This is a genomic window from Yersinia sp. 22-579, from assembly GCF_030433455.1.
In the GTDB taxonomy this organism is placed as follows: domain Bacteria; phylum Pseudomonadota; class Gammaproteobacteria; order Enterobacterales; family Enterobacteriaceae; genus Yersinia; species Yersinia enterocolitica.
Window position 1 is genome coordinate 102,612 of sequence record NZ_JAUJTZ010000012.1, and the last position, 14,600, is coordinate 117,211.

Consider the following 14,600-nt stretch of genomic DNA (forward strand, 5'->3'; position numbering starts at 1 on the left):
TCTAAACATTGTGACAATCGTGAGATGAAGGAGAGACCCATGCAGGTCAGCAGAAGGCAGTTCTTTAAGATCTGCGCTGGCGGTATGGCAGGAACCACGGTCGCGGCACTCGGCTTTATGCCGTCGGTGGCGCTGGCGGAAACGCGCAATTATAAGTTGCTGCGCGCCCGTGAAACGCGGAATACCTGCACATATTGCTCCGTCGGTTGCGGGCTTTTGATGTATAGCCTCGGCGATGGTGCTAAAAACGCCAAAGAGAGTATTTTCCACATTGAAGGGGACCCGGATCATCCGGTCAACCGTGGTGCGCTGTGCCCTAAAGGTGCGGGGCTGGTGGATTTTATTCACAGCGAAAGCCGCTTGAAATACCCAGAATATCGCGCACCAGGTTCAGACAAATGGCAGCGAATCACTTGGAATGATGCATTTGACCGCATTGCCAAGCTGATGAAAGAAGACCGGGACGCTAATTTCATTAAGACCAACGATGCGGGCGTGACCGTCAACCGTTGGCTGAGTACCGGTATGCTGTGTGCTTCTGCATCCAGTAATGAGACGGGTTATCTGACCCAGAAATTTAGTCGCGCTCTCGGCATGCTTGCCGTAGACAACCAAGCACGTGTCTGACACGGACCAACGGTAGCAAGTCTTGCTCCAACATTTGGTCGCGGTGCGATGACCAACCACTGGGTTGACATCAAGAACGCAGACTTAATTATCGTCATGGGCGGTAATGCGGCAGAAGCGCATCCGGTGGGGTTCCGCTGGGCGATGGAAGCCAAAATCCACAACAATGCCAAGTTGCTGGTGATAGACCCACGCTTTACCCGTACTGCATCGGTGGCTGACTTCTACACGCCAATCCGTTCCGGTAGCGATATTGCGTTCCTGTCCGGCGTGTTGTTGTATCTGATGACCAACAACAAAATTAACCGCGAATACGTCGAAGCTTATACCAACGCCAGCTTGCTGGTGCGGGAAGACTATACCTTTGATGAGGGTTTATTCAGTGGTTATGACGCTGAAAACCGCAAATACGATAAAACCACCTGGAATTACCAGCTGGATGAAAACGGCTTTGCCAAACGCGATGTCACATTACAAGACCCGCGCTGTGTGTGGAACTTGCTGAAAGAACACGTCAGCCGTTACACGCCAGAGGTGGTTTCCAACATCTGCGGTACGCCAAAAGAAGATTTCTTGCAGGTTTGCGAATATCTCGCCGAAACCAGTGCGTCCAATAAAACTGCCACGTTCCTGTATGCGCTGGGCTGGACACAGCACTCGGTTGGTGCGCAGAACATCCGTACTATGGCGATGATCCAGTTGCTGCTGGGCAATATGGGGATGGCAGGGGGCGGTATTAACGCCTTGCGCGGTCACTCTAATATTCAGGGCTTAACTGACCTGGGCTTGCTGTCACAAAGCTTGCCGGGCTACCTGAATTTGCCGTCAGAAAAGCAGCCGGATATTGATACGTACCTGAAGGCCAATACCCCGAAAACTTTGTTACCGGGCCAGGTTAACTACTGGAGTAATTACCCGAAATTCTTCGTCAGTCTGATGAAAAGTTTCTACGGTGATAAAGCCCAGAAAGAGAACGGCTGGGGCTACGACTGGTTACCTAAGTGGGATAAAGGCTACGACGTCTTGCAGTATTTCGAGATGATGTCGCAGGGCAAAGTGAATGGCTATATTTGCCAGGGCTTTAACCCGGTCGCGTCGTTCCCGAACAAAAACAAAGTAGTGGCATCACTGTCGAAACTGAAATTCTTGGTGACTATTGACCCGCTCAATACTGAAACCGCGAATTTCTGGCAAAACCACGGTGAATTTAATGATGTCGATCCATCGAAAATTCAAACCGAGGTATTCCGCTTGCCATCCAGTTGTTTTGCTGAAGAAAACGGTTCTATCGTTAACTCCAGCCGCTGGCTGCAATGGCACTGGAAAGGTGCTGATGCGCCGGGTGAAGCATTGAACGATGGCGCTATTTTGGCCGGTATCTTTAGTCGTCTGCGTGATATGTACCGCCGCGAAGGTGGTGCCGTGCCAGAACAGGTGCTCAATATGACCTGGGATTATTTGACGCCAGACAATCCAGAGCCAGAAGAAGTGGCACAAGAAAGCAATGGTAAAGCGCTGGCCGATATTACCGATGCCGATGGCAAAATTCTGGTCAAAAAAGGCGAGCAGCTCAGCACCTTTGCTCACCTGCGCGATGACGGCACCACTGCCAGTGGCTGTTGGATCTTTGCCGGTAGCTGGACACCAGCCGGTAACCAGATGGCACGGCGCGATAATGCTGATCCATCAGGTCTTGGCAATACCCTGGGCTGGGCATGGGCATGGCCGCTTAACCGCCGCATTCTGTACAACCGCGCGTCTGCTGATCCACAGGGTAAACCTTGGGATCCGAAACGCCAGTTACTGGAGTGGGATGGTGCCAAATGGGGCGGCGTCGATATTCCAGATTACAGCGCTGCCGCGCCGGGTAGTGATGTCGGGCCGTTCATTATGCAGCCTGAAGGCATGGGGCGTCTGTTTGCCATCGACAAAATGGCAGAAGGGCCATTCCCGGAACACTATGAGCCATTCGAAACGCCGCTGGGCACCAACCCACTGCATCCGAATGTGATATCCAACCCAGCTGCGCGCGTGTTTAAAGATGACCTGGCTGCAATGGGTTCTCATGAGCAGTTCCCGTATGTCGGCACCACTTATCGTCTGACAGAACATTTCCACTACTGGACTAAGCATGCGCTGCTCAATGCTATCGCTCAGCCAGAACAGTTTGTGGAAATTGGCGAAAAACTGGCGGCGAAAAAGGGCATTAAGCAGGGTGATACCGTGAAAGTCAGCTCCAACCGCGGCTACATTAAAGCCAAGGCAGTGGTGACCAAACGTATTCGTACCCTGAATGTTCATGGGCAGGAAGTTGACACTATTGGTATCCCGATCCACTGGGGTTACGAAGGGGTGGCGAAAAAAGGCTTTATTGCCAATACCCTGACACCGTTTGTCGGTGATGCTAATACGCAAACGCCAGAGTTTAAGGCGTTCCTGGTCAACGTGGAAAAGGTGTAACGGAGAGAACCTATGTCACTGCAAACTCAAGACATTATCCGGCGCTCTGGCACCAATTCCCTTACGCCGCCGCCACAGGATCGTAACCACCAGCAAGAGGTGGCCAAGCTTATCGACGTCACCACCTGTATCGGTTGCAAAGCCTGTCAGGTGGCCTGTTCGGAGTGGAACGACATTCGTGATGAAGTGGGCCATAACGTCGGGGTGTACGATAACCCCGCCGATTTGACCGCCAAGTCATGGACGGTAATGCGTTTTTCTGAAGTTGAAGACGAAGAGAGCGGCAAGCTGGAGTGGCTGATCCGTAAGGATGGCTGCATGCATTGTGCTGATCCGGGCTGTTTGAAAGCCTGTCCGTCAGAAGGCGCTATCATTCAGTATGCGAATGGTATTGTCGACTTCCAGTCAGAGCACTGTATCGGTTGTGGTTACTGCATCGCCGGTTGCCCGTTTGATGTTCCGCGCATGAACAAAGACGACAACCGGGTGTACAAATGTACTCTGTGCGTCGATCGCGTCGGTGTGGGTCAGGAACCTGCCTGTGTGAAAACCTGCCCGACCGGGGCGATTCACTTTGGTACCAAAGAAGCAATGAAAGAAGTGGCCGCAGGCCGGGTTAGCGAACTGAAAACGCGCGGCTTTGATAACGCCGGGTTATATGACCCAGCGGGTGTTGGGGGCACCCACGTGATGTATGTACTGCATCATGCGGATAAACCTCAGCTTTATCATGGTTTGCCGGAGAACCCGACCATCAGCCCGACGGTCACTTTCTGGAAAGGCATCTGGAAACCACTGGCCGCGATTGGCTTTGCCGCGACCTTTGCTGCCAGTATCTTCCACTACGTGGGTGTCGGCCCGAATCGGGTTGAAGAAGAAGAGGACGAAGACGATAAACCGGATTCCGCGCCTTCCGATACCGCAGCCAAGGCTCCTGAGCCTACCACCGCTGAACACTCAGATGACGGGGAGACGCGGAAATGAGAAAAGAAAAGCGTATCCAGCGCTACAGTGCGCCGGAGCGAATCAACCACTGGATAGTGGCTTTTTGTTTTATATTAGCTGCCATCAGTGGTCTGGGGTTCTTCTTCCCATCATTTAACTGGTTGATGAATATTTTTGGTACGCCGCAGTTGGCGCGCATCCTTCACCCCTTCGCCGGGGTGATTATGTTCGCTGCCTTCCTCATCATGTTTTTCCGTTACTGGAAACATAACTTGATCAACAAGGAAGACCTGGAGTGGGCTAAAAATATCCATAAAATTGCCATGAATGAGGAAGTGGGTGACACGGGGCGCTATAATTTTGGTCAGAAATGCGTATTCTGGGCTGCTATTATCAGCCTGGTGTTATTGCTGGCCAGTGGTGTGGTAATTTGGCGGCCTTATTTTGCGCCCTCTTTCCCGATCCCACTGATTCGTCTGGCGCTGTTGGTGCATTCGTTGGCCGCGGTAGGATTGATTATCGTGATTATGGTGCATATTTATGCCGCCTTGTGGGTGAAAGGCACCATTACCGCGATGGTAGAAGGTTGGGTACCCGCAGCATGGGCTAAAAAGCACCATCCACGTTGGTATCGCGAGGTCAATGCCAAAAGGCAGCTTCAGAACAAACAGGAAGAGAAACCCTGATGAGTATTCGCATTGTCCCTAAAGATCAATTAGGTAAACAGAGCGAAAAAGGTACAACGGCGGGGAATATCCCGCCGTTACTTTTCGCGAATTTAAAAAGCCTGTATACCCGGCGCACCGAACGTTTACAGCAGTTAGCGCTGGATAATCCACTGGCTGACTATCTCGATTTTGCCGCCAAAATTACCCAAGCGCAGCAAAAAGCACTGCATGACCACCCGCTGGTGTTGGATATGCAGGCTGAGTTGGCACAATCTGCGGCTAGTGGTAAACCGCCGCTAGATTTGAGTGTTTTTCCGCGCACGGATCACTGGCGCAAGCTGTTATCAGCATTGATTGCCGAGTTACGCCATGATGCACCCGACCATATCGTGGCGGTGCTGGATAATCTGGATAAGGCATCAGTACATGAGTTGGAATTGTACGCAGATGCACTGTTAAACCGCGAGTTTGCACAGATTGGCAGCGAAAAGGCGCCATTTATCTGGGCTGCGCTATCCTTGTATTGGGCGCAGATGGCGAGTCAAATTCCTGGCAAAGCGCGGGCCGAATATGGTGAACATCGCCAATTCTGCCCGGTGTGCGGCAGTATTCCGGTTTCCAGTGTGGTACATATCGGTACGCAAAACGGTTTACGTTATTTGCACTGCAACTTGTGTGAAAGTGAGTGGCATGTGGTGCGGATTAAATGCAGTAATTGCGAGCAGACCCGTGATTTGAACTACTGGTCGCTAGACACCGAATTAGCCGCCGTGAAAGCGGAAAGTTGTGGTGATTGTGGCACTTACCTGAAAATCTTATATCAGGAAAAAGACCCGCAGGTAGAAGCGGTGGCAGATGATTTGGCTTCGCTGATTCTTGATGCCAAGATGGAAGGCGAAGGGTTTGCCCGTAGCAGTATTAATCCCTTTTTGTTTCCCGGGGAATAACTTTTCCTTATTACCCCTGATTTGAGTGGCTATGAGCGCAGAACCCCATCATCTTTACAGTCAGTTACCCGCCATAGACAGCTTGCTGCGAGCGCCAGAAATGGCCCCTTTGCTGGATGAATATGGCGCAGCCTTGCTAACTGAAAACCTGCGTTTGATGCAGGCTGAAGCCCGTGAATATATCCGTCAATTCCATACATTGGCTGATTGGTGTGCGGACTGGCCTGCGGCTTTACGTCATCGACTGAACCAACGTCAACCCGCATTAAAACCCGTATTTAACCTCTCCGGCACCGTTTTACACACCAATCTAGGGCGAGCACCTTTAGCGGAATCCGCTATTGCTGCGGTAACTGATGCCATGCGCGGTGCGGTTACCCTCGAATATTCCCTGAGTGGTGCAGGTCGTGGCCATCGTGATCGCGCGGTAGCCGATTTACTCTGCGAACTGACTGGAGCGGAAGATGCCTGCATCGTTAATAATAATGCTGCTGCGGTATTTTTGATGCTGACTGTCATGGCTGCTGGGAAGCAGGTGGTGGTTTCTCGGGGTGAATTGGTGGAAATTGGCGGCGCTTTTCGTATCCCAGATGTGATGCGTCAGGCTGGCTGTGAGCTGGTTGAAGTCGGTACCACCAACCGCACTCATCTGAAAGATTACCGTCAGGCCATTAGCGAACATACTGGTTTGCTGATGAAAGTGCATACCAGCAATTACAGTATTGAGGGCTTTACGGCCTCGGTGGCGGAGCAGCAACTGGCTGCGTTGGGGCATGAATTTGCGATTCCGACCGCAACAGATTTGGGCAGTGGTTCGCTGGTGGATATGACCCGCTACGGCTTACCGGCGGAACCGATGCCGCAGCAGTTAATTGCAGCGGGCGTCGATTTGGTGACTTTTTCAGGGGATAAGCTGCTCGGCGGCCCGCAGGCAGGGATCATTCTCGGTAAAAAGCAGTGGATTGACCAATTGCAGCAACATCCGCTCAAGCGGGCGCTTCGCGCCGATAAAATGACTCTGGCTGCACTGGATGCGACCTTGCGCCTCTATCAGCAACCCGATCGTTTGACCAAATTGTTACCGACTATGCGGCTGCTAACGCGTTCGGCGCAAGACATTGCCGAGAGTGCGCAGCGGGTGCTGGCCGCCTTAAATAGCCGCTATGGCGCTGAGTTTACGCTGACGGTAGAGCCATGCTGGTCGCAGATTGGCAGTGGCTCATTACCTGTAGACCGGTTACCCAGTTGGGCCGTAACATTTACCCCTAAAGAGGGACGTGGAAGCGCTCTGGAGGCACTGACTGCGCGCTGGCGTGGATTGGCTAAACCCATCATTGGCCGCGTGGCTGATGGGCGTTTATGGTTGGACTTGCGCTGTTTGGAGGATGAGGCAGCGTTGCTCAGGGAGTTGGCACCATGATTATTGCAACCGCGGGTCATGTCGATCACGGTAAAACCACGCTGTTACAGGCGATTACTGGGGTTAATGCTGACCGCTTGCCGGAAGAAAAGCAGCGCGGGATGACCATTGATTTGGGTTATGCCTATTGGCCGCAATCAGATGGCAGCATTATTGGGTTTATTGATGTCCCCGGACATGAGAAATTTCTTGCCAATATGTTGGCTGGTGTCGGTGGTATCGACCATGCTTTGTTGGTGGTGGCCTGTGATGATGGCGTGATGGCACAAACCCGCGAGCATCTGGCCATCCTGCGGCTGACGGGCCGCCCGACATTGACGGTGGCGCTGACTAAATCCGATCGAGTGGATGACGAGCGTATTGCGCAAGTACGCCAGCAAGTGATGGCGGAGTTGTTAGCGCAAGGCTGGGAAATCGAGCAAGTTACTCTGTTTGTCACTGCGGCTACGGCCGATCTGGGCATCAGTGAATTGCGCGAGCATCTGACGCAATGCCAGCAGCAAGATGAAAATAATAACCGACTATCGCGGCGGTTTCGTCTGGCTATTGACCGCGCATTCAGTGTGAAAGGCGCAGGTTTAGTGGTCACGGGAACGGCGTTAGCGGGCAAAGTGGCGGTGGGTGATACCTTATGGCTTACGGGCAGCGATTGCTCAGTACGGGTGCGAGGTATACATGCTCAAAACCAGGATACCCAGCATGCACAGGCTGGGCAGCGCATTGCCCTGAATATTTCCGGCGATATTAGCAAACAACAGGTCAATCGTGGTGACTGGCTATTAGCGCAACAGCCAGCGGAACCCGTTGATAGAGTGTTGGTCGTCGTCGATGCAGATGAACCCATACAGCACTGGCAACCGCTGCATTTACATCATGCCGCCAGCCATATTACCGGGCGCTTTTCATTGCTTAACACCCCTCAACCGGAGGGCTGCCAATCCCCATTGATACTGGCCGAGCTACTGCTGGATAACCCCCTGTGGTTGGCTGAGAATGATCGTCTGATTCTGCGAGATATTGCCGCGAAAAAGACACTGGGTGGGGCGCGTGTTATTCATCTGGCGGTGCCAAAACGAGGGAAACGGCAACCGGCATTTTTGGCATGGTTAACCGCGTTAGCGCAAGCGAAGAGCGATCCTGAGGTGCTGGAGTTGCATTTGGCACAAGGGCCAATTTCTCTGCATAAATTCAGTTGGGCGCGTCAGCTTACCAACCATGATATGACAGCATTGCTGGCAGGTACTGATTGTGTGGTCGCCGGTGATATTGCTCTGTCCAGCCCTCATGCTCAGCAAGCTCAACAAACCTTATTGCATGTGTTATGTCTCTACCATCAGCAGCATAGTGATCAGCTAGGATTAGGGCGGGCGCGCTTGCGCCGCATGGCATTGCCGACATTGGATGAAGCATTGGTGTTTCGTTTAATTGATAATCTGCTGACACAAGGCGCGCTAAAAAATACCCGTGGCTGGTTGCATCTGCCTGATCATGGATTGGGATTTACCGCGCAAGAACAAGCACGATGGCAACAGGTTGCCCCCTATTTCTCTGACGATCCGTGGTGGGTTCGTGATTTAGCGGCGGAATTGGCAATGGATGAAAGTGAAATGCGCAGCTTGCTACGTAAAGCGGCACAACTGGGCTACATCACGGCAATTGTTCCCGACCGCTACTATCTGAGCCAACGTATTGAGCAGTTTGCTGATTTGATTCGTGAATTGGATGCCAGTCAAGGCAGTGCCAGCGCAGCTGATTTTCGTGACCGGTTAGGTATTGGCCGTAAGCTGGCAATTCAAATCCTTGAATTCTTTGACCGCAGCGGCTTCACTCGCCGTCGAGGTAATGACCATTTATTGCGCGACAGCGGGCTGTTTTCTTCTGTGAATTGAGCATCTGAGCGAGGCGTGTAATAAGTCTGTTTAATAGATATTAAAGTGACACGCCTCTTGCAAATTTACTCTGCAGCCAATGAATTGGGCTGGCGGCGAATAAAAATCATCACCAAGCCCAGCCACAGCAAGCCGCTGATGAGATTGAATAGATTGAAAATACCGCTGTTTCCCCACAGATAAGCCACTTTGGCAAATTCAATCCCCAAGGTGAAGACCATCATACTGATCATCCCCATGGCAGCTGACACCGTCCCTTTACTGATATCGCTGGAGAACAGCGTCAGTCGCACTAAACCGGCGTTCGCCAGTCCAATACCAAAGGCATAGAGGCTTAACCCGGCAGTCATCCACAAATAAGCATGGGATGAATAGAGGGTCGAGCCAGCGGCAATCATTAGGCCAATAATCATCGGGCCGGCACCGTAGCGGATAAGTTGCGGAACACTGGTTTTACCGCTCAATTTCGCTAATGTCAGGTTGCCGATAATCAGTGCGCCGAAAATGGGTACCTGCAAAATGCCATATTCCACGGTTGAGAGCTGCTCACCGCTGATCAGAATCACTGGGGACTGGGCAATCCAGGTCAGTAGAGGCAAGCTGGCGAAGCCCAATGCGAGGGAGCCGCACAGGAAACGGCGATTGGTCAGCACTTGTTTATAATCGTGCCACATCGCTCCTATCGACAGCTTCTCACCTTGGCGTGAGGCGGTTTCTGGCATCGCGCGCCACAGCCCCACAAATGAAATTGCGCCGAGCGCCGCAAATATCACAAACATGAACTGCCACGGGGCGACATGAATCAAGGCGGCACCCGCCAATGGGCCGAGTAACGGGGCAATTAGTGCCACATTCGCCATCAGTGCGGTGATTTTGATACAGACCGCTTCTTCAAAGGATTCCTGAATAGTGGCGTAACCGACTGCGCCGATAAAGCACAAACCGATCCCTTGCAGGAAGCGCATGGCGATGAACTGTTCAATCGACGTGACCAATAATATGGCAAGACAGGTCACCACGAAGAATGCGACACCAACCAGCATCACTGGGCGACGGCCACGACGATCTGATAACGGCCCAAGCAACCATTGCAGGAACATCCCGCCAGCCAGATAAGCCGTCATTGATGTCGGAACCCACTCAATACTAGCATTAAAATCGGCGACTACCGCCAGCATGCCGGGCTGAATCATATCGTTGGCGATATATGCGGCAAATTCGAATAATACCAGGCACAAGGGAAATAAAAGCGCCCGTCGACCTAAACGCGTCGCGGGTGAGAATGAAGTTTGCATAGGTTAAGCTATTAATAGTAAAAATAAAAAACTGGAAGCACTCAGGCAGGATCTACAGTCAGAGCGCATTAGGACGGCTATTTTGCCGTCAATATAACTTTATGGCAACAATTACCCTTCGTCCTGATGGGGTTCATTTACTTTGGGTATCAGTCAAATTTACGTTATTGTTTGCAGCCTGATTATTTGCAAAATAAATATACTCTAAATAATTCGAGTTGCAGGCAGGCGGCAAGTGAGTGAATCCCGATGAGTTGACGCCAGTCAATGATTCGGGTGAGAGAGAGCAGCCAACGTACATGCAGCTTGAAGTATGACGAGTATAGATAAGCGTTTTTATGTACGCGAAAGACAAGACGGTGATAGAGAGTATGCATGACCAATAAGATTGGCTGGATTGATAATCTGCGGGCCGTTGCCTGCATTATGGTGGTCATGATCCATGCCACCACCTATTACGTCACCAGCGGGGCGCAAGTAGGGGAAGCGAACTGGGACATCGCCAATTTGCTAAATTCGGCTTCTCGGGCCTGTGTGCCCCTATTCTTTATGATCTCCGGTTATCTGTTTTTTGGTGAAAAAAGCGCACAACAAAAGCATTTTACCCGCATCGGACTATGCCTGTTGTTTTACAGCGTGATAGCACTTATCTATATTTCTACCCTGACCCCGATCAACGGTTGGGCGTCACTGAAAAACATCCTGCAAAAACCCGTGTTTTATCATTTGTGGTTTTTCTACGCCATTATTGTGGTTTATCTGGTTTCACCACTGATTAACGTCAAACCGGTATCAGGCCGCTATCTGGCGGTCGTTATTTTGTTGTTGGCGGTGGTTGCCAACCCGCAGACCAGTAAATATTCAATCGGTGGTTTTCAGTTACTGCCGATAAATCTCTATATCTACGGCGATACTTTCTATTATTTGTTGTATGCGCTGCTGGGGCGAGCTATTGGCATGCTTGAGACGCGAGGGCGAGCTATCAGTTGGTGCGCGGCATTATTGTTTATCATGAGCGTGATATTTATTGCCATCTCAACGGAGAAACAGACACGAATTAATGGCAGCTTTGCCGATACCTTCTATATGTACTGTGGCCCCTTGGTCTTTGTTGCTGCGGTATCACTGCTGGTGTGGTTTAAAAACTGCCTGAATCAGCCCATTGCCTGGTTGAGTTGGCTGGCCGGACATTCGCTGGCTATTTATGGTTTCCATGCACTGATTATTCATTTCATCCGCACCCATCATTATGATTTTACTGACTATCCGGTGCTGGATATTTTCTATGTCTTTGCCTTAGCACTGGCGTTAAGCACTTTATTGTCGATGGGGCTGCAACGCCTTGATCGGCGGCGATTAGTCAGTTAGTGACAGCCTGCCCACGCTGTTGTGCGCGCCGAAGCTGACGGCCGGAGGAAAATCCGGCTGCCAGTGCAGCTTTCTCCAGATTAAACCCTTCTTGCAGGCGGACTTCAGCTACTGCGACCCGCAATTGTTCATGATATTCACGCACACTGATCCCGACATGTTCACGGAATAATCGGGTTAAATGACGGCTGCTGACATGTGCTTTGTGTGCCACCTGAAGCAGTGACCACTCCGCTTGTGGCTCTGCTGACATCACATCCTGTGCCCGATGTACTGCCGGGTGGAGATGGTTACGGTAACGTAGCCAGGGTGAAAGTTGCGGGTCATCACCTGAGCGGCGGAAATACACCACCATTTCGCGCGCCACCTCCAGTGCAGTTTGCGGGCTGCAATAACGGCTGATCAGATGCAAAGAGAGATCAATACCGGCGGTAATCCCGGCACTGGTATACACTCCACGATCTTCAACAAAAATACGGTTTTCTTTGGTTTGGGCCGCCGGAGCCTGCTGGCGTAACCGTTCAAGAACATGGTGATGAGTTGTGCATTGATAGCCATCCAATAGCCCGGCTTGCGCTGCCAGCAATGCTCCAGAACAGACACAAACCAATATCGTTTTTTGTTGTGTAATGGCGGCTTTCTGTTGCTGTAACCATCGGCGGGCTATTGCGGCGGTTTCTGTCGCAAAATAGTGACGTGAATCGCTCACCCCCGGCACCACCAGCAAGCTACCTTCCGGTAAGCTGTCAGGTAGCGGCTGCAATTGGCCTAACATCATGTCGGTGGAGGACATTACCTCGGGCAATGGGCTGATATAACAAAGGTTAAATGACCCCGCCAGCCGTAATGTTTCGGCAGGGCCAGTTAAATCCAGCGACAGCACGCCGGGCAGCAAGAGAAAATAGACATTTCGTTGCATGGTTAATCCACAGTTATCGTCAGATAACGATTCATATAAGCCGGAATATCCGGAGTGTGCTGTAGCAAAGTATCAACAAAAGCATCCCGCTCAAAGGCCATTACCTGTAAATCCCAAACACAGAAAGATTCATCACGCGCCGCGCGCCAAATTCCCTGTTCCTGCACCCAGACTTTCACCCGCAATTCGTTTTCGTTATCCCACCAGCCAACAATCAGGTAATTCAATGTTTTTCCCTGATGTTCAATCACAAAACCAATACCGGGGCGATCCACTGTTTCAGCATCATGGGGTAACCACTGGCTGACGAGTTGATAAGCAGGGACATAATCGGGCGCGGTACCTTGCGCCTGCGCATAACGAATCACATAGCGTTTCAACTGCCAGCGGTTAAGATTTTTGAGACCCGCAGGTGTGATAGCCCGAGGAAAATAAGGCTGTGGCTGCCAATTGACGACTTTTTGGGTAGCCGCTACTGATAGTGGTGAATCCAGTGCTGCCAGTGCTTGCGCGACGGTATGGATAGTCGCAAACCGGTCGACGAGCACAGTTTCCGTGCGTAATTTCAATTCCTCACTGCTCAGAACAATGCCGTTGGGCTGGGTCATTGGAAAGGTCAGTGTGGCTTCCGTGACAAAAGTGACTTGATAACCCAGATCTGACGCCACGCGTGCGGTGGTTTCACAGCATTGTTCGGTGCGCATACCGGCAATAATTAGATGGCTTATTTGACGCTCTTTCAGCCATTGATCCAGCCCTGAATCAGTTAATGCATTATGCACTCGCTTTTGCACTGTCACATCGGCGTGATGGGAAACCAATGACATGGGCTTCACATAGCCAGAAGCCAGTGAAAACGGGCCTTCCGGTGCGACGTGGAATACATCTACCAGTGCTACTCCGCGCTGTTTACAGCCCGCAATGAGTTGGTTCAGCGCCGCAGAGAAGGCAGGGAGATCCTGTTGTTGCCAAAAAGATTTATGTTCGAATGATTGTTGGACATCAATTATCAGTAATGCGCTGTTAGTCATATCCGGCCCTCCGCCGTTTCGGTAGAGTTCCATCATCTGCGGGTTTTGAGCTAAGTGGAATGCCAAATCCGGCCATAATAGGGAGCAAAAGGGACCAGATTTTTACCACCACCCATTCAGTAAGTTAAAGAGTTAATGGCCAAATAGGCTCATTAAAATAGTTTTTTGGCCGAAAACAGTTTATTGGCCGAAAACAGTGAGTAAGGAAAACCGTTATTCACGGTATGACAATCAATGGGAATGGAATAAGTCATGGCAAACCTTAATAACGTTATCCTGATACGGGCAAACCAACATCGAAATAATGCTTTGGTAGGAACAGCTTTGTTGTTTGTCACGATGATGAGTGAGGCGTCAATATCTCTGGATAGAACGCGGATTATTTTCAATAGTGCCGATACGTCAGCCAGTGTCATGTTGCAAAATAAAAGCGAGGTATTGCCTTATCTGGCGCAATCCTGGTTGGAAAATGCCGCTGGGCAGAAAGTAGATAGCCCCTTGTCTGCTTTACCCGCGATACAGCGGATTGATATGGGTCAGAAAAGCCAGGTGAGAATTATTTCACTGCCAGATATCGAGCAATTAGCCGTTGATCGTGAAACTTTATTCTATTTTAATGTGCGGGAAATTCCCCCGAAAAGTGAAGTAACCGCAGCAGTGCAAATCGCCATCCAAAATAAAATAAAGTTATTTTATCGGCCAGCGGCGATTAAAGCAGATTATAAGAATGTCTGGCAGGAGAAGTTACAGATCAGGCAGCAAGGAGAAGAGCTTAAAATTCATAACCCTACGCCGTATTACGTCACGTTAGGGCATTTAAATCGGGATAATCGCGGTAATTTCCCCGGTTTTGACAGTGTTATGATTGCGCCATTCGGTACTGAGTCCGTTAAGACTCCCGGCTATAATGGCAGCAACTATAGTCTCGGTTATATGGATGATTTTGGTCAGATGATCATTCGCAGCGTGAACTGCTCGATAGGCCATTGCCGCATTCAGGCTGTGGAAAAGAAGATATAATTTCCACAACC

11 protein-coding genes are annotated in these 14,600 nt (G+C 50.8%); 8 read left to right on the forward strand and 3 right to left on the reverse strand.

Going from position 1 to position 14,600, the window contains the following annotated elements:
- Positions 1-39: 39 nt before the first annotated feature.
- Genes fdnG through selB form a run of 6 tightly spaced genes read left to right on the forward strand, consistent with a single transcriptional unit; the run spans position 40 to position 8,956 of the window.
- A complete protein-coding gene (gene fdnG, locus QSV56_RS15445; protein ID WP_301212967.1) occupies positions 40-3,087 on the forward strand; it encodes a formate dehydrogenase-N subunit alpha in 3,048 nt (1,015 codons plus the stop codon).
- A 12-nt stretch (positions 3,088-3,099) separates the two neighbouring features.
- Positions 3,100-4,071, forward strand: a complete 972-nt coding sequence (gene fdxH, locus QSV56_RS15450) for a formate dehydrogenase subunit beta (protein ID WP_046694359.1) — start codon at positions 3,100-3,102, stop codon at positions 4,069-4,071.
- Positions 4,068-4,718, forward strand: coding sequence for a formate dehydrogenase cytochrome b556 subunit (gene fdoI / locus QSV56_RS15455; protein ID WP_005161937.1), 651 nt, complete (start codon positions 4,068-4,070; stop codon positions 4,716-4,718). Before fdxH ends, fdoI begins: the two co-directional genes overlap by 4 nt.
- Entirely contained in the window at positions 4,718-5,647 is a 930-nt protein-coding gene (gene fdhE, locus QSV56_RS15460; protein ID WP_046051917.1) for a formate dehydrogenase accessory protein FdhE, read from the forward strand. Before fdoI ends, fdhE begins: the two co-directional genes overlap by 1 nt.
- 31 nt (positions 5,648-5,678) lie before the next feature.
- Complete coding sequence (selA, locus tag QSV56_RS15465) at positions 5,679-7,067, forward strand: L-seryl-tRNA(Sec) selenium transferase (protein WP_046694360.1); 1,389 nt, start codon at positions 5,679-5,681, stop codon at positions 7,065-7,067.
- Positions 7,064-8,956, forward strand: a complete 1,893-nt coding sequence (gene selB / locus QSV56_RS15470) for a selenocysteine-specific translation elongation factor (protein ID WP_050875512.1) — start codon at positions 7,064-7,066, stop codon at positions 8,954-8,956. The genes selA and selB overlap by 4 nt, the downstream gene beginning before the upstream one ends.
- Positions 8,957-9,021: 65 nt before the next feature.
- On the opposite strand, the gene QSV56_RS15475 is transcribed toward selB, so the two are convergent.
- Positions 9,022-10,251 carry an MFS transporter gene (locus QSV56_RS15475; RefSeq protein WP_046051914.1) on the reverse strand — a complete coding sequence of 410 codons (1,230 nt, stop codon included), beginning with the start codon at positions 10,249-10,251 and terminating at the stop codon, positions 9,022-9,024.
- Positions 10,252-10,626: 375 nt separating this feature from the next.
- On the opposite strand from QSV56_RS15475, the gene QSV56_RS15480 reads away from it, so the two are divergent.
- Positions 10,627-11,619, forward strand: a complete 993-nt coding sequence (locus QSV56_RS15480) for an acyltransferase (protein WP_019081429.1) — start codon at positions 10,627-10,629, stop codon at positions 11,617-11,619.
- Here the strand turns inward: QSV56_RS15480 and QSV56_RS15485 are convergent.
- Both QSV56_RS15485 and QSV56_RS15490 read right to left on the reverse strand, forming a co-directional pair.
- Positions 11,612-12,538, reverse strand: a complete 927-nt coding sequence (locus QSV56_RS15485; RefSeq protein WP_019084163.1) for a GlxA family transcriptional regulator — start codon at positions 12,536-12,538, stop codon at positions 11,612-11,614. The genes QSV56_RS15480 and QSV56_RS15485 overlap by 8 nt on opposite strands.
- 2 nt (positions 12,539-12,540) lie before the next feature.
- On the reverse strand, positions 12,541-13,569 hold the full coding sequence (locus QSV56_RS15490) for an isochorismatase family protein (protein WP_046051912.1): 1,029 nt from the start codon (positions 13,567-13,569) through the stop codon (positions 12,541-12,543).
- A 252-nt stretch (positions 13,570-13,821) separates the two neighbouring features.
- On the opposite strand from QSV56_RS15490, the gene QSV56_RS15495 reads away from it, so the two are divergent.
- Complete coding sequence (locus tag QSV56_RS15495) at positions 13,822-14,589, forward strand: molecular chaperone (protein WP_301212968.1); 768 nt, start codon at positions 13,822-13,824, stop codon at positions 14,587-14,589.
- Positions 14,590-14,600: the final 11 nt, after the last annotated feature.

Bases quoted from the DNA above. Each gene is read 5' to 3' on its own strand.
- fdxH (WP_046694359.1), top strand. From the start codon at position 3,100: ATGTCACTGCAAACTCAAGACATTATCCGGCGCTCTGGCACCAATTCC.
- fdoI (WP_005161937.1), top strand. From the start codon at position 4,068: ATGAGAAAAGAAAAGCGTATCCAGCGCTACAGTGCGCCGGAGCGAATC.
- fdhE (WP_046051917.1), top strand. From the start codon at position 4,718: ATGAGTATTCGCATTGTCCCTAAAGATCAATTAGGTAAACAGAGCGAA.
- selA (WP_046694360.1), top strand. From the start codon at position 5,679: ATGAGCGCAGAACCCCATCATCTTTACAGTCAGTTACCCGCCATAGAC.
- selB (WP_050875512.1), top strand. From the start codon at position 7,064: ATGATTATTGCAACCGCGGGTCATGTCGATCACGGTAAAACCACGCTG.
- QSV56_RS15475 (WP_046051914.1), bottom strand. From the start codon at position 10,251: ATGCAAACTTCATTCTCACCCGCGACGCGTTTAGGTCGACGGGCGCTT.
- QSV56_RS15480 (WP_019081429.1), top strand. From the start codon at position 10,627: ATGACCAATAAGATTGGCTGGATTGATAATCTGCGGGCCGTTGCCTGC.
- QSV56_RS15485 (WP_019084163.1), bottom strand. From the start codon at position 12,538: ATGCAACGAAATGTCTATTTTCTCTTGCTGCCCGGCGTGCTGTCGCTG.
- QSV56_RS15490 (WP_046051912.1), bottom strand. From the start codon at position 13,569: ATGACTAACAGCGCATTACTGATAATTGATGTCCAACAATCATTCGAA.
- QSV56_RS15495 (WP_301212968.1), top strand. From the start codon at position 13,822: ATGGCAAACCTTAATAACGTTATCCTGATACGGGCAAACCAACATCGA.